The following is an 18,971-nucleotide window of genomic DNA, read 5'->3' as shown; positions in this document are numbered from 1 at the left end:
GGCCACCGGAGCAGATCTATTCCGCGACCGCGGCGGCCCGCTCCGACCGCGCGGCGGCCCTGGTACGCGCCACCTTCGGCGCGATCGAGCGAAAGGTGTAGTCCTGCGCGGGATCGAACCGCTCGCTGTGATTCCACAGCGAGTCCCGGAACCCTTGGGACGGACGCAGAATCGGCGTCTCACCCCGCTCGTTGAAGAAGTAGCTCCGCACGTTGTGCCGCTTGAGCTGGTGCTCGACCAGGTACTCCTGGGCCACCAGCGTGAAGGGACTGGTGGCCATCATCTGGTGCCACTCGTCGTGAGCTTCCTGCGTCACCTCGACGACCTGTGCGCCGTCCGCCCGAGCGGCGCTGATCACCCGTGCGACATGTAGCGCGGAGCTTTCCATCATGCTCACCCAGGTGACCCCGTTCCATCCGTACGGCCCGTAGAGGAACCAGCGGTTGGGCAACTTGGGGATCGTCACGCCCGCATACGCCTGCATTCCGTTGGCGCGGTAGAACTCTCCGAGATCGAAGCCGTCGCGCCCGCGCACCGCACCGATCGGGAACGCCTCGGGATCCGAGGCCACGTTGAACCCGGTGGCCAGCACGATCATGTCGTAGTCGCGCTGAGCGCCGTCCACGGTGCGGATGCCTTCTTCGGTAAAGCGTTCGATCGGCGTGGTCAGCAGCGTGCCGTTCGCGCGGCTGAAGGTTTGCAGGAACCCCCGGCCGAAGGTCGGCATGTTGGCCATGAACCCGTGGCGCGGCAGCAGCGCCCGGCGCGCATCCGCATCCTTCACCTGGAAGCGCAGGTAAGTCCGGTACGCGGCCCGCAACACCCGCTCGAAGCCGAGGACCAGCCCCAACGCGACCCGTTTGGGCAGGCGCTCGGCCGCCACGACCACAGCCTGGTAGACGTACCAGTTCGCCATATAGGCCAGGGTGTGGAACCGATCGGACCGCAGCAGGCGCCGGCCGATGCGCCCGAAAGCGAAGTCCGGCTTCGGAAAACACCACGTCGCGGTGCGCTGGTAGACATCGATCTGGGCCACCTGCGCGGCGATCGACGGAACGATCTGCATCGCGCTGGCCCCGGTGCCGATCACCGCGACGCGCTTGCCCCGGTAGTCGTAGTCATGGTCCCAGCCTGCGGACAGCATCAGCTTGCCCGCGTACTTCTCCACCTCGGGAATGCCCGAATTGGACCGAGGTTCCAGGAAGAAGCCCGTGGCGTTCAGCACGTACCGAGCGGTCAGGGTGGCCCCGCCCGCCAGATGCAAAGTCCAGAAACCGTTGTCCTCGTCCCAGACCTCGCGCTCGACCGACACTCCGAACCGGGCTCGCTCGTAGAGTCCGTGCTCCCACGCGACCCGCTGGCAGTACTCGCGCACCTCGTCACCCGGAGCGAACACCCGCGACCATCGGTTCGGCGCGAAGGTGAATTCGTAGGACGTCGAAGGCACGTCGAGCGCGACCCCCGGGTAGGTGTTGGCGATCCAGGTGCCGCTGAAATCGTCGCGCCGCTCGAGAATCACGAAGTCGTCGATCCCCGCCCGCCGCAGCTGGCAGCCCGCGGCGATGCCGCCGACGCCGGCTCCGATCACCACGGCTTCGAACTCGGGTACCACTCGTTTTCCAGTGTTAGACGCCAATGTCCCTGACTTTCGTTCGCTGAGTCTCGAGCCGGGCGCTCACACCACCCAGAGATTCGAATATTACTACTATCCGAATAGTCAATCAATCCGTATTCTTACGTTATCTTCAAAGACCAGCGCTTCCCAGAGGAGAGTTCTGCAATGTCGCAAATCTTCGATCGGCCTGTGCCCGGCCGACATTCGGCAGATCAGCCGGTGCGTCCATCCCGGGTCGATCGACTCGCGCTCGGCCTGACCAAACCCGCGAACATCAGGCGGTGGTACGCCCTCGTCGTCGCCGTCTGCGTGGCGATAGTCGTGCTGACCATCCTGATCCTGGTCTACGTCCTGCCCGAAGGATCCGACATCGCCGGGACCGTCGAGTTCTACGAGAAGTACAACCTGCCGCTGCGCGGTCTCTCCGTGCTGCTTGCGCTGCTGTTCCTGGCCGGAGCGTTCTGGTCCGCCGCGTTCATCGGAACCCTGTGGGCCGCGGACACCAGTCGCAACCGGGTGTACACCTGGTCGGCCATCTTCAGCGAGGTTCTGGTCCTGGGCCTGTTCTTCGTCGAAGCGGGCCTGCTGGCAAGCGCGGTGCTGCTGTCCGGAAACGCACCGGACTCGATCATCCATGCCCTGCACGTCTGCATAGGCGTGTCCGCCGCACTCCTCGGGCCGGTCTGGGTCCCGTTCGCCCTTGCCGCCCTGCTGATTTCGCGGCGCTCCGGACTATTCCCCAACTGGTTCAACAAATTGTGCGTGGTGGTGATCGTGATCGATCTCTGCACGATCACCGGCGTCTTCACGCTGTCCGGTCCGCTCAACGGCGAGAACGGGCTGATCGGCGCGTTCTCCGGCGTCCTGAGCCCGGTCGTGTGGGTCGGCGGCGCCATCGCGTGGGAGGTCGTCGAGTGGGCGCAGTATCGCGCCGGTCGCTCAGCTCCCGAGCCCGCCAACTGACTTGAACGCCAACACCATTGGAGTAGCGAACTTATGACCGAACACACCGGAAAGCCGCAGTACGAAGTCGCCGTGATCGGCGCGGGGCCCGGCGGTATCGCCGCCGGGGCGAAGCTCCGGATGAGCGGTATCGACGACATCGTGATCCTGGAACGCGCCGACGACGTCGGCGGCAGCTGGCACGAGAACCGGTATCCCGGTATCGCCGTGGACGTTCCGTCCACCACCTACCAGTACTCCTTCGCGCGCAATCCCCGCTGGACTCGCTTCTTCGCCTATGGTCCCGAGGTCAAGCAGTACCACTCCGACGTGGCGCGCGAGTACGGCCTCTACGAGAAGACCCGCTTCAACTCGAATGTGCGGCGCGAGATCTGGGACGACGCGGGCAGGTTCTGGACCCTGCATCTCGACGACGGCGCGACGGTCACCGCCAGATTCCTGATCAGCGCGATCGGCGCGTTCGTGCGGCCGAAGGAGGATGTGGGGATCGCGGGCGCCAAGTCCTTCCGCGGGAAGATCCAGCGCCCGACCTCCTGGGACTACGACTACGAGATGGCCGGGAAGAAGGTCGGCATCATCGGGACCGGCGCGAGCGCGGTACAGATCGTGCCGGCGATCGCGCCCGAGGTGGGCACGCTCGCGGTCTTCCAGCGCACGCCGGTCTGGTCGGTACCGAAGCCGGATTTCGTGGTCCCCGAGGCCATGAAACGGGGCTTGGCGGTCCCCGGCGTCTCGGCGACGATCAACGGCGCCGCTTTCGTCGCGGTCGATCTCCTGCTGCGGCTCGTCTCCCAGACCCCGGGCCGCTACTTCCGGCCTGCGGCAGGCAAATTCGACGCCTGGATGATCGCCGGCTACCGGCGCTACGTCCGGCGAGTCGTCAAGGATCCGCAGACCGCCGCGAAGCTCAGTCCCGACTTCGGCGTGCTGGCCAAGCGCCCGACGATGTCGACGGGGTATCTGCCCGCGTACAACCGGGACAACGTCACGCTGATCACCGATCCGATCGAGAAGATCACACCGACCGGCGTGCGGACCCGCGACGGCGTCCTGCACAAACTGGATGTGCTCATCCTCGCCACCGGGTACGAGGTGTTCTCCGACCCCGAAACCTATGTGCCGGGAACCATCGTCGGCCGCGCCGGCTTCGACCTGGCCGAGTTCTACCGGGAGCAGGGACTCCAGGCCTATCAGAGCGTCTCGGTGGCCGGTCTGCCGAACCGCTGGACCCTGGTCGGCCCCTACTCCTGGAGCGGCACGAGCTGGCACGCCTTCGTCGAGACCACCGCCGACCACGCCGTGCGCGCGATCACCGAAACCCGTTCGCGCCGGGCCGATGTCTGCGAGGTCCGCCCGGAGGTGGCGGCGGAGTACCACCAGAAGATCTACGAGCGGGCCGAGGGCGTCCGCTACTACCTGTGCGAACTCAACGGCCACGTACCGACCTACTACCGCAACTCGCAGGGCGACAGCACCTACGTCCGTCCGGAGAGCTTCTTCACCGCGAGACGCCGAACCCGCAAGTTCCCGCTCGACGACTATCGCTACGAGGCCGCCGCCCCCGCCCCGGCGCACCAGCCGGAGCAGGCGCGCGACAGCGTGCGACCGTAAGCCCCTGCCGCACAAAGAATCCGGACCGAAGCCTGTGAGCTTCGGTCCGGATTATTTCAGCCGGTCACTCAGGTCATGGTGAGCGCCGGGACCGCAAGCGCGTCGGCCACCGACAGGTTGCGCGCGTACTGGTAGTGATCGAGCGGGAAATACTTGTTGCCCCACCACATTTCGAGGTGCGTGCTGGGCCGTATCGCGGCCGCGTCACCTTGATAGTTCACGTAATAGGTGTTGGAACCTGCGCAGGCCGGGGAGAGCCACAGCGTCTTCTCCGACCGCTGCCGGTACTTGTCGTAGTACTCGTCGTGGGCCTGCTGCTTGATCTCGAGGCGCGTCGCCCCCCGGCGGCGGGCTTCCCCGATCGCCCGGGCGGCGTGGCGGCTCGTGCATTCGATCATCGCGATGTAGCTGCCCGCCGCGAAGCCGTACGGACCGGTGATCATGAAGAAGTTCGGGAACTTCGGTACCGAAACACCTTGGTAGGCCTGGAATCTGTGCTCGTCCCAGAACTCGTTGAGGTCGAGGCCGCCGACGCCGCGCACCGGAAACGCCGGGGTGGTGCCCTTACCCATCACCTTGAATCCGGTCGCGCAGACCAGCACGTCGATCTCGTGCTCGACGCCGTCCTCGGTCCGCACGCCGCCCGCGGTGATCTCCGCGATCGGCGTGGTCACCAGGTCGACGTCGGGCTGGGTGAACGTCTTCAGGTACCGGTTGGAAACCGACGGCCGTTTGCATCCCGGCGCGTACCGCGGCGTCAACTGCTCGGCGAGTTCCGGATTACCGCGCAACCAGGTCCGGTATCCGGCCGCGCCGCCGTGTTCGAGCGCCTTGGCCAGGAACGGGATTCGTTCGTGGAACACGCCGATGCCGGTGATGCCGAAATCGATACCGAGGGTGACCGCGGCGCGGACGCCGCGCCGCAGTGCCGGGATGTTCAGCAGCGCGGTCCGGACCGAGTCCGGAATTGGGAAATCAGGTTTGGGCGCGACCCAGATCGGGGTGCGCTGGAACACCGTGAGCTTCGCGGCGACATCGGCCAGTTCCGGGATGAGTTGCAGGGCGGTCGCGCCGGTGCCGATGACCGCGATCCGCTTGCCCGCGTAGTCGAATCCGTGATCCCAGCGTGCGGTGTGCACGATCTTGCCGGTGTAGTCGTCGAAGCCCGCGATGTCGGGCAGCGACGGGACCTCGAGCGCGCCGATCGCGCCGATCACGTAGCGGGCCACCAGGGTGCGGCCGTCGGCCAGCTCGACCCGCCACACGTGCTGCCGCTCGTCCCATACACCCGCGACGACCCCGGTACCCAGCTGTATCCGGGAACGCAGTCCGAAAGAATCGACCACCTGCTCGGCGTAGCGCTGAACCTCCGCGCCGGGCGCGAACATCCGGGACCACTGCTTGGGCGGTTCGTAGGAGAAACTGTAGTAGATCGACGGAATGTCCACGGCCACACCGGGATAGGTATTGGCCCACCAGGTGCCGCCGATGCCGTCGTTCTTGTCGATGATCAGGAAGTCCTCGATACCCGCCTTGCGCAGTTGCACGGCCGCGCCGATGCCGCCGAAACCGGCGCCGACGATGAGGACTTCGTGATCCAGGTGCGCGTTCACTGGGCGGACCTTCCCTTCGCGAGCTGGTTCAGCAGCGGTTTACCGAGTTCGAGCAGCTGTTCGGCCCGCTCGAAGGACAGGATCGAGGGGATCACCCGAGCCAGAGTCGGCGAGAGCCGGATCAGGCCGTAGATCGCCCAGGCTTCCGGATTGACCGGAACCACCGCCCAGTTGTGCCGGACCGATCGCTCGATGGCCCGCGCGACCTTGTCCGGGCCGGCGTAGGCCAGATTCGCCTGCAATCCACCGGCCTGCGCACGCCACTTCTCCTGCTCGGCGGCGCTCAGGCCGTGCCGTTCGCCGTGCGCCAGCAGGTTGGTCTGGATGACGCCCGGACAGACGGCGGTGACGCCGATGTGGTGCTGCCGCAATTCGATGCGCAGCGATTGCGTCGCCATGAGCACCGCCGATTTGGCGACGCCGTAGGCGGGATCGAGTTTCGAGGGCAGGAACGCCGCGGCCGAGGCGAGGTTGACGATATGGCCGCGCACTCCGGCCTCGATCATCAACCGGGCGAACACGCGCGAACCGTAGACGACGCTCATGAGGTCGATGTCGACCATCCGCTGCCATTGGGCCACCGTGGTTTCCACGAAGCCGCCCAGATCCATGACCCCGGCATTGTTGACCAGCACGTCGGCCCAACCGAACTCCGCGCGGACCCAGCTGCCGAAGGTCTCCCACTGCTGCTCGCTGCGCACGTCGAGCAGGTGCGCGACGGCGTGGCCGCCCCCGGACTCGATCTCCCGCGCCAAGGCTGCCGCGCCGGCCTCGTCGATGTCGGCGAGGACAACCCGATAGCCCTTGCGGGCGAACAGCTTCGCGGTTTCGCGGCCGATGCCCGCGGCCGCGCCGGTGATGACCGCGGTCTTCATCGCGCACCGCCGAGGATCCGGCTGGAGAGTTCGATCGCTCTGTCCGCCAACGGCATCCGCACCAGGCCGCTCAACCCGCGGATCAGGCTGGGCGAGAGCCGGTAGCCGTACCAGGCCAGCCACGCTTCGGCGCCGACCGGCACGGTCGACAGGTTCCAGCGCACCGCCCGTTCGATCGCCGCGGCGACACGCTCGGGCGAGCGCGGCGAGAAGAACTGCTGACCCGCGCCCAGTCGCTGTGCCCAGCCGGCGCTGTCGGAGGCGTCCACTCCCCCGCGAGACCCGTTGGCCGCCAAGTTGGTTCGGATCAGTCCCGGGCAGATGGCGCTGACCCCGATCCCCTGCCCGCCGAACTCGGCGCGCAAAGCCTGGGTTCCCAGCCAGACCCCGGCCTTCGCCGTGACATACGACGGCGCGACCGCGGTCGGCAGAAACGCGCCCGCTGAAGCGATGTTCACGATGTGACCGCGCGTGCCGGCCTCGGTCATCCGGTGCACGAAAGCCCGTGCGCCGATCATCGGGCTCATCATGTTGATCTGGATCATTCGCCGCCAGTCGTCCCCGGACTGCTCCAGGAATCCGCCGCCGATCAGGATGCCCGCGTTGTTGACCAGCAGGTCGGGCACGCCGAACTCGGCGCACACCCAGTCCGCGAAATGCTCCCATTCCTCGGCGTCGGCGACATCGAGCTTGCGGAACACCGCCTTTCCGCCCGCGGCGAGGATCAACTCGACCGTTTCCTTGCCGGTCGCCTCGTTGATGTCGGACACGATCACCGTGGATCCGCGGCGAGCGAACCGCTGTGCGGTCGCTCGTCCGATACCGCTCCCGGCTCCGGTCACCACCGTCACTCCCACGGACACGCCCGGATACGCGCGGCGGACCTGTACGAATCGGTCATCGTCGACTCCCTTGTCGCATGCTTCGAGCTCAGATTTCAAATATTAGCGATATTCGAATAACTGTGCAATCCTGGAATCTGCGCTATTTCAGCCCGCTACGGTCCGACACGGAGGTCGCATGGCCGAGAGTTACGTCGACGCAAACCCAGTGCGCCAGCACGGAATCGGCCCGCAAGCAGAGATCCGCGTCGAATTGATGGGCCGGGCAAGCCTGCGCATGCGAATCGCCTATGCCGCGCTGCGAGCCGTGGCGCGCCCGGTCGTCGATCAGTTCTTCACCCTCGCCGAACATGGTGCGCTACAAGGGAACCCAGCATTCCGGCTGGCCAACTACGCGGAACTGCTTGCCACGCCGCTGGTCCCGCCGCGCGGCACGCGACGGCGATCGGTCACCTTCGAAGAGTTTCCGGCCGAATGGCTTTGGCATCGCGACGGCCCCGGACCAGACGCTGTCGACCACGGCGCGATCCTGTATTTCCACGGCGGCGCGTTCACCGCGGGCGGGCTGATCAGTCACCGCAGGCTGGCCGCGCGGATCGCCCGCGCCGGCGGCGTCGCGCTACTGAATACCGGTTACCGGCAACTCCCCCGCGGTCACCTGCTGGACAGCATCGACGACGCGGTAACCGCGTACCGATATCTGCTGGACCGCGGATTCCGCCGCATCGTCTGCGCGGGCGATTCGGCGGGCGGCGGGCTGGCCTTCGCCGCGGCGCTCGCCGCTCGCGACCGTGGTCTGCCGATGCCCGCGGGCATCGCCGCGCTCGCACCCTTCGCCGACTTCGACTCCACGGCACGTGCCGCACACCCCAACAACATTCGCGACGCCGTGCTCTCCGCCCACGCACTCTCGGTACCCGCGCGGGTCGGGTTCGCCCGGGACGGCCGGATCGATCCGCTGTGGTCGCCGGTGCATCACGACTTCACCGGGATGCCGCCGACGCTGATCCAGGTCAGCAATACCGAGGTCCTGCTCGCCGATGCCGAGGCGCTCGCGGCGCGGTGTGCCGCCGCCGGGGTGCCACTCACCCTGCAGATCTGGGACAACGCCATTCATGTGTTCCAGGCGGGTGCGGATGTCCTGCCCGAGGCACGCGCCGCCATCGCGGACGTCGGCCGATTCATCCGCGACATTCTTCGGTCCGATGCCACGGACCCGATTGGGAGAAAACCATGAGCCTCACCTCGTTCCTGCACACGCAGCATCCGGCGGCCGGACCGGTCGACGACACCGTATTCGACACCGCGCGACTGGTCATCGACGTCGAGCACACCTTCACCGCGCCACGCAGTGCGGTCTGGGCGGTCCTCGACGGTACGGACGCGTGGAGCTGGCTGCCCTTTCCCGGCTGCGGCGTGCGCTACCACTCTCCCGAGCGCGGTGCCGGGGTGGTGCGCGAGATGGGATCGGTCGCCGGGCCGTGGCGCGTGCTGTGGGTCGAACGGGAACGGTTCTGGCGGCACCAGCCCGGCGAACGCATCACCTTCGGGGTGATCAGCGGAAACTGGATGCAGTACCTGCTGGTGCGCCAGTACGCGGAGAACATGTCCTTCACCGATACCGCCGCGGGCGGCACGCGGGTGGTCTGGACCATCGCGGTCACCCCGAGATTCCCGCTCCGATTCGCTACCTGGTTCCCCACGGCGTGGCGCCTGGCCTATCGATATGTCGGCTTGAACCGCGGAATCGACAGGCGCGCAAGGCAGCTCGCCGCCGAGACCCCCTCGATCTCGCGGAACTCCAAGACCGCGGCCAACACGCGTGCCGCACTCGAACAGGACGGTGTCAAGTGACCGCACGCGACGCAGCGACAGCGGAGTCGCCGCACTACGAAGTCGTCGTCATCGGCGCGGGCATCGGCGGCATCTGCGCCGGCGTCAAGCTCCAGGAGATCGGCGTCGACGACTTCCTCATCGTCGACCGGATCGCCGGCCTGGGCGGAACCTGGCTGACCCACCACTACCCCGACGCGGGCTGTGACATCCCCGTCACCACCTACCAGTTCTCCTTCGCGCGCAAACCCGACTGGGAGCGGCTCTTTCCCAAGCGCGACGAGATCCTCGCCTACCTCGAAGAGGTCGCCGCGACCTACGACCTGCCGCGCCGAATGCGGTTCGGCACCACCATCGTTCGCGAGGAATGGGACGACGCCGAGCAGCTGTGGCGACTGCACGCCGACTCCGGCGAGGTGATCACCGCGCGGTTCGTCATCAGCGCGGTCGGGGCGTACATCAATCCCAAGTCCAAGCCGAACATTCCCGGCGTGGACAGCTTCGCGGGGGTCTCGATGTATCCGGCCGACTGGAATCACGACTACGACTTCCGCGGCAAACGCGTCGCCGTCATCGGCGTCGGCGCCAGCACCATGCAGATCGCGCCGAAGCTCGCGGCGCAGGTCGACCGGCTCGACCTCTACCAGCGCACCCCGCAGGTGTACCTGCCCAAACCGGACTTCGTCCTGCGACCCTGGATGCAGCGTCTGCTGGCGCTGCCGGGCGGGTCCGCCGCCGCCAACGCGGCCGCCCAGATCGTGGTGGACTCGCTGCTGCGCGTCGCGGTCTTCACCCCGCACCCGCTGTGGCGCGCCGGCGCCCGCGTGGTCGACTTCGCGGGCCGGCGGCTCTACGCGGGCTGGCTGCGAATCAAAGTGCGGGACAGAACGATTCGCGAGCAACTCGCTCCCGGCTTCGGCATCGTCTGCATCCGCGGCGGCCTGGGCGGCCAGTATCTGCCGACCCTCAACCGCGAGAACGTCGAGCTGATCACCACCGGAATCGCCGAGATCACCCCGGACGGCATCCGCGACAACGCCGGCGCCGAGCGCAAGATCGACGCGCTGGTGCTGGCGACCGGCTACCAGGTGTTCTCCGATCCGGAAAGCTACAAACCCGGCACCGTGATCGGCCGCGAGGGCTTCGACCTGGGCGTCTTCTACAACACCGAGGAACTCAAGGCGTACTACAGCACCTCCGTCGCGGGTGTCCCCAACCGCTTCATCATGGTCGGGCCGTACTCCTGGACCGGCACCGCCTTCCACTACTTCGTCGAGAACGCCATGCGCCACATCGCCGCCGTCATCGACGAGACCCGCCGCCGCGGCGCGACCACCGTGGAGGTCCGCGCGGACGCGCAGGAACGCTTCCACCAGGAGATGCTGCGCAGCGGCCGAAACCTGGCCTACTACTTGGAAACCCGATGCGAAGGCTCCAACAGCTATTTCATCAACTCGCAGGGCAAGTCGCCCTACATCCGCCCGTGGTCGCTGCTGAAGACCTACCGGAAGGCTGTCCGTTTCGACCGCGACGACTATCGGTACGGCTACCAGCGCACCGGCGCGGTGCTCCGCGAGCGCATAATGGTCGGGTCGCTAGTTCCCGAGCTCGACACTGACGCCTGACCGCCGCCGGACGCGGTCAGCGGAGGTGCTTCAGCAGCACCGCCACGTGACTGTGTTCCGGCTCCTTCGCCGCGGTCACCAACGTCACCCGCTGCCGCTCGCCCTCGGCCCGCAGTGTGCGTAACCCCTCCTGCTGCGCGTCTCCGGTCAGCTCGGCCTCGTATCGCCGGGTGAATTCGGCGAAATCGGCCGTGGCGTCATGGTGAAACCAGGTCCGCAACTCGTTGGACGGTGTCACGTCCTTGGCCCACTCGTCGATCCGGGCGACGTCCTTGCTCACCCCGCGCGGCCACAGTCGATCCACGAGAACCCGGTAGCCGTCGGCGTCCTCGGGCTCGTCGTAGGCGCGCTTGCATCGGAATCCGGTCGGCACAGTTCCTCCTGGTCGAGTGGCTGGAGCGCGGTCACCATACAGTGAGCCGGTACCTGGTTTGCCGCCCCTGGCCGCCGGTACTAACGTCTAGTTCTTCACATTCTGCAAACTCCGGAGGGAAACAGCATGGCGCGCAAGGTCGTTGTGACACTGATCGACGACTTCGACGGTAAGTCCGCCGCCGAGGAGACCGTGACGTTCGCGGTCGACGGTGTCACCTACGAGATGGACCTGTCGGTGCTCAACGCCGGCCAGCTGCGCGGCGTCTTCGAACAGTGGACCCCGCACGCCCGCAAGGTCGGTCGCGCGCCGCGCGGCAAGAGCAACGGCGTGAAGCCGGCTGTCGACCGGGAACAGACCGCGGCCATCCGCGCGTGGGCCCGCGAACAGGGTCACGACGTCTCCAGCCGCGGCCGCATCTCGAGCGAACTCGTCAGCGCCTACGACGCGGCCAACCAGTAACGAGCGGCGATATTCGCACACTGCGAAGAGTTCTCGGCGCCGCGCTGTGCGGCATCGCCGTCCTGGCCCTCACCGCCTGCGCCGCGCTGCAGACCGACTACCGCGCCGAAGCCGAGAAACTCGAGCGGGAAATCGCGGCGATGCCGGGCGTGCAGGGCATCCAGGTGTCGGTGGCCGACGATTTCTTTGCCGGGGACAGCTACTTCCGACTCTCCGTGCGCGTGCCCGAGGCGGCCGAATCGGAAGTGCGTGACGTCGTCACCCGGATCGACGAGCGCATGGGCAGGTTCGCGGGATTGCGGGAACGCTATTTCGACGTCACCGTCGGCGCCCGGGCCGGGGTGAGCGCGACCAAGGACCTCGAGGTCGATTCCTTTCTCGACGTGGTCCGAAAGGTCCGCCGGCACACCGCGTCCGTGCCCGACGGGCGGATCCACTGGGAGATCCGCCCGACACCGCGGATCTCGATCGGGGATTCGAACGGCACGGCGGAGCCGCTCGCCGCGGTCCGGGCAATGATCGGTGCGACCACCGCCGCCGAGGTCACGCTCGCGGTGAGTGACCAGGAATCCTGGAACATCGGCCTGCCGCTCTCCGCCGAACGGGAAGAACAGCTGCGCCGTCAGCTGTCCGAAATCCCTTTGGCCGCCACCTTCGTCGTCATCGAACACGACCACATCGTCGAGTTGACGGTGCAGAACAAGGAGGTGTCGGTCTTCGACACCGACCTCGCCTACAGCCAACTGGCGGACACTGTCCGGAAATTGCGCCCGATCACCGACCACCCGTTGCGATTGACCTGGAAGTGGCGCTTCTACTACACCGACGGCAAACGCAACGAAGGCGTCGTCCACGTCGGCGGCTGCGACTACTCTCCCCCCACGGTCTTCGACGACGCGCTCAGCGCGGGAGCGCTCACCGTTCAGAACAAGATGCGCGCGGACTTCGGCGGGTGCCGATAACCGCACCATGCGCGATCCGCGACTGAACACCGGTTGCGTGTCGTTTGCCCGAACATCGCCCCGGGGCGGGAAGACTCGGGCCATGACGACCGAGCCACAGCCGAGCCAGTCGCTGCCCGAGCGGGCGCTGAACCTGCTTCGCGCCGCTGAACACGCGATTCGGCCGAACTACACCGGGGTGGTGATCGGCGCGATCTTCTTCGCCTGGTCGGTCTCGCCGTCGTTGCTGCCGCGTACCTGGATCTTCCAGGGCCTGGTCAGCGGTATCAGCGCGGTCATCGGCTACGGGGTGGGCTGTGTGCTGGAGTGGGCGTTTCGCAAGTGGGCGTGGCCTCGGCTCCCCGTCCGGATACGGGCTCGGGCCAGGTTCTTCCTGCAATTCTCGGATCGGGCGCGCCAGCTCACCAAACTGGTGATCGTGCTCGCCGCGGCGGTCGGCGCGGCCGCCATTCTGGCGCGTTCGGCGCGCTGGCAACGGGATCTGGAAACACTCATGGGGATGGAGCCGACCAATACCTCCAGCTATTTGCGGACCGAATTGCTGGCCGCCGCGACCGTCGCTCTCGTCGTCGGCGTGTTTCGCGTGGTGCGCTGGCTGATTCGGAGCATCGTCCGGGTGCTGAATATCGATTGGCGGATTCCGCGGGCCATCGCGCTGCCCGCCGGATTCCTGGTGGTGGCGGTGCTGGGCGTGCTGCTGTTCCAGGGTGTGCTGGCGAAAGCCTTCTTCTCCGTGGCGAATTCGGCGTTCAGTGTGCGCAACAGCAATACCTCCCCGGCCGCGGTGCAACCTGTGCAACCGGAGCGTTCGGACAGCCCGCAGTCCCTGGCGCCCTGGGACACCCTGGGCTCGGAGGGGCGCTGGTTCGTCTCGTTCGTCCCGTCCGCCGAACGCATCGCGCAGGTGACGGGGGCGCCCGCCCGCGAACCGATCCGCGTCTACGCCGGACTCGAATCCGCCGAAAACCCGGAGGCCGTCGCCGATCTCGTGGTGCAGGAACTCGACCGCACCCGCGCCTTCGAACGCAAGGTGCTGGTGCTGGTCACCACCACCGGCACCGGCTGGGTGGACTCCACCACCGCCGAATCCATCGAATACCTCTACGGCGGGGATTCCGCCATCGCCGCCACGCAGTACTCCTATCTGCCCAGCGTGCTGTCTTTCCTGTCGGACAAATCCAAGGCCGCCGACGCCGGCCGCCTGCTCGTGCACGCGGTGCACGAACGCTGGGCGCAACTACCGCCGGAAACACGGCCCAAACTGCTGGTCTACGGCGAGAGCCTGGGCTCGCAGGGCTCCGAGGCCGCCTTCACCGGCCTCGACGACATCCGCACGCTGGTCGACGGCGTGCTGTGGGTGGGTCCGCCCAATTCCAATCGCCTCTGGGGTCAGCTCACCGCGCGCCGCGATCCCGGCACCCCCGAGATTCTGCCGATCTATGCCGACGGTCTCATCGTCCGCTTCGCCGCAGACGCGGCAAACTTGCACCGCCCGAACGGACCATGGGTCGATCCCCGCATCGCCTACCTGCAGCACGCCTCGGACCCCATCGTCTGGTGGTCGCCGGATCTGCTGTTCGAAGAACCGGATTGGCTGAAAGAACCGCACGGCGCCGACGTCTCGAAATCCATTCGCTGGTGGCCGGTGGTCACCTTCTGGCAGGTCAGCGCCGACCTGGCGCACGCGCAGAAGGTGCCGTCCGGGCACGGCCACCGCTACGGCACCCTGGTGCTCGACGGCTGGACCGCGGTCGCACAGCCGGACAACTGGAACCCGGACCTCGAATCCCGGATCCGCCAGGCCCTCGACGAGGACGCGGACTGGGAGATCGCGCACAAGTAGCGGTCACTGCATGGACAACCCCACCGGGTGCTCGAAGTCCGCGTCGCACACCCACATCCACAGCGCGTACCCCCGCCCGATGACGATGCCGGTGGGGTCCCGCTCGTCCTGGGTGTCCGCGCCCGCCGGGTGCCACAGTTCCTCGCCGTCCCACTCGCAGTGGTGGGCCTTGAGCAGCAATGTCATCGACGAGCCGCAGCTCTCGCAGTTCATCGGCTGCGGGTCGGTCAGCGACCACGAGGCGTAGCCGCCGACTTTCCAGCCGGTCGTGATCGACCGGCCCCAGCTGTAGCGTCTGCCGGTGCGCTCCTCCCATGCGGCGACGCGGGCGGCGAGGTCCGCCGGAAGCAGGGCGTGGTACTCGTACTCGGTGATCTGTTCCGGCGACACGAGGCAGGGGGCTGGGAGGTAGTACTCGCTGGCGATCTCCGGCGGGTCCGGTGGCGTGAGCAGGGGGCCGGTGACGTCGGCCGACCGGCGCCAGCGGACGGTCACCGCAGGCGCCCACAGCGGGTCGTGATCGATGGGGCACCAGAGGAATTGGATGAGGTCACTGCCCTCCGGACCGAGGTAGTCCGGAATGTCGCGGCGATGCAGCTGCGCCACCGGAATCATCGGCACGGGATCGCTGACCGCGTCCGAGTCCGGCCGCTCGAGGTCGAACCAGGATTGATGGTCGTCGGTGCACACCGGCCAAGGCTCGTCGGCCGGCCACAGCAGTGGGCCGCCGACGGAACTGTCGTGTACGCCCGGTGCGCCACGCCGGGGATGCAGCCGGGTGGCAGTACGGCGATATGCGGTGAGCGCGGGGATGTCCTCGACGATGCCGTCGAGGTGCTGGGGCGTAATCGGCACCCGCGTCACGGTAACGGGTGGCTCCGACAGCTTCTGGCACGCAACGCTTTCGCTCGGTGCCGTGCCAGGTCAGTCCACGCGGTGGTGCCGGCCCGACTGCGCCGGACAGCTCGGAAGGGCGCAGAGTTCCGCGGTGGTCGCCTCGGGATCGGCGCGCAGCGAGTCCAAGGCCACGAACATCGACTCCACTGATCCGTAGCGGCCGACGAGATCACGCAACAGATCCTCGGTAGCTGTGCGCCATGTGGTCATAGCAAACCCCATACCCATGCCGAAGAGTTTGAAACCTGCCTGTTTAATCGGATTTCAGGCAGGATATCCGACCATTGGATCCAGATCAGCAACTCATCAGCATTGACACACGGACGATTCGGCTTACGCCTACGTGACCAAACCTGCCGCCCTGGTGCAGTTCCTGGGCGCGATCAAACAGCGGCCGCTGGACGCGGCCGGTGCGGATGGCCGAAACTGGCTGACATGCTGCTCACGTGCGAGGCCGATCTGTTCGAAAGCTCCAGGGGCCGCCTGGAGGCGATCGCCTACCGCTTGCTGGGCTCGGCCGGCGACGCCGAGGACTTGGTGCAGGAGACCTATCTGCGCTGGCAGGCCGCCGACCGCGAGTACGTGGAGACGCCCGAGGCGTGGCTGACCAAGGTGCTCACCAATCTCTGCCTCAATCAGCTCACCTCGGCCCGCGCACGGCGGGAAACTTATGTGGGGCAATGGCTTCCGGAGCCGGTACTCGCCGGCGACCCGATGCTGGGCCCCGCCGACACCGTCGAGCAACGGGAATCGGTGTCGATCGCCATGCTCACCCTCATGGAGCGGCTGACGGCCAAGGAACGCGTCGTGTACGTGCTGCGCGAAGCCTTCGGCTACCCGCACCACGAGATAGCCGACCTGCTCGACATCACCGAATCCCATTGCCAGCAGGTCTATCGCCGCGCCAAACAGCACTTGGCCGTGGAGCGGGCGCGCATCGAGGTGGACGAGGCCGCCGCCCGCCGGATCGTGACGGAATTCCTGGCCGCGGCCGTCAGCGGCCGGACCGACGAGCTGGTCCGCTTGCTCACCGACGACGCCGCCATCATCGGTGACGGCGGCGCCTTCTTCCCCACCCTGAGCAGGCCGCTCGTCGGCGCGGAGCGCATCGCGATGTTCGTGCGGCTCGCCATCAAACCCGCGGGCGCGAAGTGGGACAAGCTCGGCGGCAAACCCACGCCGTTCGCCGCGATCGTCAACGGCAGGCCCGCACTGGTGCTGGCGGCCGCGGACCGCATCGTCGGCGTCGTGGTGCTGGAGCCGACCGCCGACGGCATCGCCGCTGTGCACGCCCACGTCAACCCCTACAAGCTGGCCTACGCCAATCGCCGCTGGGCCGGTTACGCACCGGGAGCGCCCCTGCCCGAACTATGGTGACCCACATCACAGTCAACTCCTGTCAGCATTCGTGCGCCTGTCCGGTTCAAGTACCGAACCCACCGAGACAGGAGCAACACCATGAAGCACCGCATCGTCGTCCTCGGAGCCGGGTACGCCGGAGCCATCACCGCCGGCCGCCTGGCCAAGCGACTGCACCGTGACGACGTCGAGATCACCCTGATCAACGCCGATCCCGACTTCGTCGAGCGGGTCCGCCTGCACCAGCTCGCCGCCGGGCCGGACCTGCCCGCCCGCCCACTGCGAAAGATCTTCGCGGGCACCGGCGTTCAGCTGCGCATCGCCCGCGTCGGCGCGGTCGACGCGGACCGCAAGACCGTCGACGTGGTCGGCGAGCAGGGCGCCGAGACGATCGCTTACGACACCCTGGTCTACGCCCTGGGCAGCACCGTCGCCGATTTCGGCGTCCCCGGCGTCGTCGAGCACGCCCACCACGTGGCGAGCAAGCAGGCCGCGCTGCGGCTGCGGAAACGCCTGAACCAGCTGTCGGCCTGTGCGACCGTGCTGATCGTGGGCGGCGGCCTGACCAGCATCGAGATCGCCACCGAGATCGCCGAGGCGCGCCCGGATCTGCGGGTCGCCGTGGCCGCGCGCGGCGGTGTCGGCGACTGGCTCGACGAGAAGGCCCAGCGCCACCTGGGCGACGTCTTCGAACGCTTCGGCATCACCGTCCACGAGCACGCCGACGTCGTCGAGGTCACCGAGGCCGGTGTGGCCACCCGGTCGGGGGCGCAGATCCCCGCGCAAACAACCGTCTGGACAGCAGGATTCGCGGTGCACCCGATCGCGGCCGCCAGCACGCTCACCGTCTCCGAGACTGGCCGGATCGTCGTCGACGCCACCCAGCGCTCGGTCTCGCACCCGGACGTGTACGCCATCGGCGATGCCGCGCACGCCGCGGGAGTAAGCGGCAAGACCTTGCGCATGGGCTGCGCCACCGCCTCCCCGATGGCCTGGCTGGGCGCCGACGCCATCGCCGCCCGGCTGACCGGACGTCCGGTCCCCGACGCTCCGATCGGCTACAGCACCCAGTGCATCAGCCTCGGCCGCCGCGACGCCATCGTGCAGAAGGTGACCAAAGAGGATCAGCCGACCTCGAAGGTCGGCGTGGGCCGTATGGCCGCCCGGGTGAAGGAGCTGATCTGCGCGGGCACGGCCTGGTCGGTGCAACACCCGACGCTCCTGATGCCGAGCCGTCGTCGCCGGGTCATCACGACCGGCGCGGACGCCCCAGCCGTCACCATTTGAGCGCGAATCCGGAACCGGCACCGGCCCGCCCCAGCCGAAACACGGGATGCCCCCAGCCAGTGCCGGTTCACACGCTGCCCAGGGGGTGCCCTCGGACGGGCAGCGACTTCCGCAGCTCCTGGTCGCACACTTAGCCGGAGGCGCAGCGCTGCCACCAGCCTGCCGTCGCGGGATAGCTCTCGGCGTCATTCGTCACTTCGGCATCCATAAGGAGCATGACAGTGAGTCAGATTCTCTGCGCGCTACAGGACACCGTTCTCACCCAGGTCGTCGGCAACCCCGCCCCGGAAGCTCCGCCACTGGCGGACAAGCTCATGCATCTCGGCAAGTACTTCACCTGGCTGGTCCAACTCTCCGGGATCACCGCCATCACCTACGGCGGCGGCCGCTTCGCCTGGGAGAAATGGAACGGCGGCAACCTGCAGTCCCCGAAGATGATCGCGGGCGCGGTCACCGGCGGCGCGGTCGCCACCAGCGCGGGCAGCATCATGAACATGGTGGCCTGAGGCTGTATACCGACTGACATCTACAATTCACCGACTCGCTATTCGTTATACCGCTGACCGGGAGCGCGGAAGTCCTACCGTTATGCGGTGAACATTCAGCCCGAAACGGCCTGCGGCACGGACATCGACGAGCCCGAGAATGGCGCGCGAGCCAGCCGGGGCGAATTGATCTTTCTCGGAATCGTCTTCACGATCCTCACCTTCACCACGTTCCTGGACGCCCGCCCAGGCTAATCGCCGACCCCTGATCGCATCGCTACCGGTCGGTTCCCCGATAACGCGGTAATCTCGACAGTTGTTCCGGC

The 18,971-nt window shown here is 67.3% G+C and carries 19 protein-coding genes; 12 read left to right on the top strand and 7 right to left on the bottom strand.

The features are described from left to right. Positions 1-16 precede the first annotated feature (16 nt). Complete coding sequence (locus AB0M14_RS30960; protein ID WP_365001232.1) at positions 17-1,612, bottom strand: NAD(P)/FAD-dependent oxidoreductase; 1,596 nt, start codon at positions 1,610-1,612, stop codon at positions 17-19. A 168-nt stretch (positions 1,613-1,780) separates the two neighbouring features. On the opposite strand from AB0M14_RS30960, the gene AB0M14_RS30955 reads away from it, so the two are divergent. Together AB0M14_RS30955 and AB0M14_RS30950 are read left to right on the top strand one after the other, a co-directional pair. After that, positions 1,781-2,578, top strand: a complete 798-nt coding sequence (locus AB0M14_RS30955; protein ID WP_365001229.1) for a hypothetical protein — start codon at positions 1,781-1,783, stop codon at positions 2,576-2,578. A gap of 33 nt (positions 2,579-2,611) precedes the next feature. Beyond that, complete coding sequence (locus AB0M14_RS30950; protein ID WP_365001227.1) at positions 2,612-4,189, top strand: NAD(P)/FAD-dependent oxidoreductase; 1,578 nt, start codon at positions 2,612-2,614, stop codon at positions 4,187-4,189. A 68-nt stretch (positions 4,190-4,257) separates the two neighbouring features. Here the strand turns inward: AB0M14_RS30950 and AB0M14_RS30945 are convergent, their stop codons facing one another. The 3 genes from AB0M14_RS30945 to AB0M14_RS30935 are packed head-to-tail and all read right to left on the bottom strand — an operon-like array spanning position 4,258 to position 7,534. Beyond that, positions 4,258-5,802, bottom strand: coding sequence for an NAD(P)/FAD-dependent oxidoreductase (locus AB0M14_RS30945; RefSeq protein ID WP_365001225.1), 1,545 nt, complete (start codon positions 5,800-5,802; stop codon positions 4,258-4,260). Beyond that, positions 5,799-6,677: an SDR family NAD(P)-dependent oxidoreductase gene (locus AB0M14_RS30940; protein WP_365001222.1), complete on the bottom strand. Its 879-nt coding sequence runs from the start codon at positions 6,675-6,677 to the stop codon at positions 5,799-5,801. Before AB0M14_RS30940 ends, AB0M14_RS30945 begins: the two co-directional genes overlap by 4 nt. Continuing rightward, complete coding sequence (locus AB0M14_RS30935; RefSeq protein WP_365002024.1) at positions 6,674-7,534, bottom strand: SDR family NAD(P)-dependent oxidoreductase; 861 nt, start codon at positions 7,532-7,534, stop codon at positions 6,674-6,676. Before AB0M14_RS30935 ends, AB0M14_RS30940 begins: the two co-directional genes overlap by 4 nt. A gap of 163 nt (positions 7,535-7,697) precedes the next feature. Here AB0M14_RS30935 and AB0M14_RS30930 point away from each other — a divergent pair, with 163 nt between their 5' ends. From AB0M14_RS30930 to AB0M14_RS30920, 3 genes are read left to right on the top strand one after another with little or no spacing between them, the layout of a single operon-like run. Then, complete coding sequence (locus tag AB0M14_RS30930; RefSeq protein ID WP_365001219.1) at positions 7,698-8,756, top strand: alpha/beta hydrolase; 1,059 nt, start codon at positions 7,698-7,700, stop codon at positions 8,754-8,756. Beyond that, positions 8,753-9,373: an SRPBCC family protein gene (locus tag AB0M14_RS30925; RefSeq protein ID WP_365001216.1), complete on the top strand. Its 621-nt coding sequence runs from the start codon at positions 8,753-8,755 to the stop codon at positions 9,371-9,373. Before AB0M14_RS30930 ends, AB0M14_RS30925 begins: the two co-directional genes overlap by 4 nt. Further along, positions 9,370-10,977 carry an NAD(P)/FAD-dependent oxidoreductase gene (locus tag AB0M14_RS30920; protein ID WP_365001213.1) on the top strand — a complete coding sequence of 536 codons (1,608 nt, stop codon included), beginning with the start codon at positions 9,370-9,372 and terminating at the stop codon, positions 10,975-10,977. Before AB0M14_RS30925 ends, AB0M14_RS30920 begins: the two co-directional genes overlap by 4 nt. A gap of 16 nt (positions 10,978-10,993) precedes the next feature. Here the strand turns inward: AB0M14_RS30920 and AB0M14_RS30915 are convergent, their stop codons facing one another. Then, positions 10,994-11,350, bottom strand: coding sequence for a DUF488 family protein (locus AB0M14_RS30915; RefSeq protein WP_365001210.1), 357 nt, complete (start codon positions 11,348-11,350; stop codon positions 10,994-10,996). A gap of 126 nt (positions 11,351-11,476) precedes the next feature. On the opposite strand from AB0M14_RS30915, the gene AB0M14_RS30910 reads away from it, so the two are divergent. From AB0M14_RS30910 to AB0M14_RS30900, 3 genes are all read left to right on the top strand, one after another. Then, the gene (locus AB0M14_RS30910; RefSeq protein WP_365001207.1) at positions 11,477-11,812 is read left to right on the top strand and encodes an Lsr2 family protein; all 336 of its coding nucleotides are present in this window, start codon (positions 11,477-11,479) and stop codon (positions 11,810-11,812) included. Between the two features lie 140 nt (positions 11,813-11,952). Then, complete coding sequence (locus tag AB0M14_RS30905) at positions 11,953-12,774, top strand: hypothetical protein (protein ID WP_365001204.1); 822 nt, start codon at positions 11,953-11,955, stop codon at positions 12,772-12,774. An 82-nt stretch (positions 12,775-12,856) separates the two neighbouring features. Beyond that, a complete protein-coding gene (locus AB0M14_RS30900; RefSeq protein ID WP_365001202.1) occupies positions 12,857-14,617 on the top strand; it encodes an alpha/beta hydrolase in 1,761 nt (586 codons plus the stop codon). A gap of 3 nt (positions 14,618-14,620) precedes the next feature. On the opposite strand, the gene AB0M14_RS30895 is transcribed toward AB0M14_RS30900, so the two are convergent. Both AB0M14_RS30895 and AB0M14_RS30890 read right to left on the bottom strand, forming a co-directional pair. After that, complete coding sequence (locus AB0M14_RS30895) at positions 14,621-15,472, bottom strand: hypothetical protein (RefSeq protein WP_365001200.1); 852 nt, start codon at positions 15,470-15,472, stop codon at positions 14,621-14,623. Between the two features lie 69 nt (positions 15,473-15,541). After that, positions 15,542-15,724: a hypothetical protein gene (locus tag AB0M14_RS30890; RefSeq protein ID WP_365001197.1), complete on the bottom strand. Its 183-nt coding sequence runs from the start codon at positions 15,722-15,724 to the stop codon at positions 15,542-15,544. A 225-nt stretch (positions 15,725-15,949) separates the two neighbouring features. Here AB0M14_RS30890 and sigJ point away from each other — a divergent pair, with 225 nt between their 5' ends. The 4 genes from sigJ to AB0M14_RS30870 all read left to right on the top strand — a co-directional run bounded on the left by sigJ (position 15,950) and on the right by AB0M14_RS30870 (position 18,900). Next, complete coding sequence (gene sigJ / locus AB0M14_RS30885; RefSeq protein WP_365001194.1) at positions 15,950-16,891, top strand: RNA polymerase sigma factor SigJ; 942 nt, start codon at positions 15,950-15,952, stop codon at positions 16,889-16,891. An 81-nt stretch (positions 16,892-16,972) separates the two neighbouring features. Then, positions 16,973-18,160, top strand: a complete 1,188-nt coding sequence (locus AB0M14_RS30880) for an FAD-dependent oxidoreductase (protein ID WP_365001191.1) — start codon at positions 16,973-16,975, stop codon at positions 18,158-18,160. Between the two features lie 221 nt (positions 18,161-18,381). Next, positions 18,382-18,666, top strand: coding sequence for a hypothetical protein (locus AB0M14_RS30875; RefSeq protein WP_365001188.1), 285 nt, complete (start codon positions 18,382-18,384; stop codon positions 18,664-18,666). A gap of 87 nt (positions 18,667-18,753) precedes the next feature. Next, positions 18,754-18,900: a hypothetical protein gene (locus AB0M14_RS30870; protein ID WP_365001185.1), complete on the top strand. Its 147-nt coding sequence runs from the start codon at positions 18,754-18,756 to the stop codon at positions 18,898-18,900. Positions 18,901-18,971 lie beyond the last annotated feature (71 nt).

Source organism: Nocardia sp. NPDC051832, assembly GCF_040681285.1.
In the GTDB taxonomy this organism is placed as follows: Bacteria; Actinomycetota; Actinomycetes; order Mycobacteriales; family Mycobacteriaceae; genus Nocardia.
Note: the sequence above shows the minus strand (reverse complement) of the source record. Positions and strands in the feature narration are given on the sequence as shown.

Excerpts from the sequence above, each read along its gene's own strand:
- AB0M14_RS30955 (WP_365001229.1), top strand. The coding sequence starts at position 1,781 with ATGTCGCAAATCTTCGATCGGCCTGTGCCCGGCCGACATTCGGCAGAT.
- AB0M14_RS30950 (WP_365001227.1), top strand. The coding sequence starts at position 2,612 with ATGACCGAACACACCGGAAAGCCGCAGTACGAAGTCGCCGTGATCGGC.
- AB0M14_RS30940 (WP_365001222.1), bottom strand. The coding sequence starts at position 6,677 with ATGAAGACCGCGGTCATCACCGGCGCGGCCGCGGGCATCGGCCGCGAA.
- AB0M14_RS30930 (WP_365001219.1), top strand. The coding sequence starts at position 7,698 with ATGGCCGAGAGTTACGTCGACGCAAACCCAGTGCGCCAGCACGGAATC.
- AB0M14_RS30925 (WP_365001216.1), top strand. The coding sequence starts at position 8,753 with ATGAGCCTCACCTCGTTCCTGCACACGCAGCATCCGGCGGCCGGACCG.
- AB0M14_RS30910 (WP_365001207.1), top strand. The coding sequence starts at position 11,477 with ATGGCGCGCAAGGTCGTTGTGACACTGATCGACGACTTCGACGGTAAG.
- AB0M14_RS30905 (WP_365001204.1), top strand. The coding sequence starts at position 11,953 with ATGCCGGGCGTGCAGGGCATCCAGGTGTCGGTGGCCGACGATTTCTTT.
- AB0M14_RS30900 (WP_365001202.1), top strand. The coding sequence starts at position 12,857 with ATGACGACCGAGCCACAGCCGAGCCAGTCGCTGCCCGAGCGGGCGCTG.
- AB0M14_RS30890 (WP_365001197.1), bottom strand. The coding sequence starts at position 15,724 with ATGACCACATGGCGCACAGCTACCGAGGATCTGTTGCGTGATCTCGTC.
- sigJ (WP_365001194.1), top strand. The coding sequence starts at position 15,950 with ATGCTGCTCACGTGCGAGGCCGATCTGTTCGAAAGCTCCAGGGGCCGC.
- AB0M14_RS30880 (WP_365001191.1), top strand. The coding sequence starts at position 16,973 with ATGAAGCACCGCATCGTCGTCCTCGGAGCCGGGTACGCCGGAGCCATC.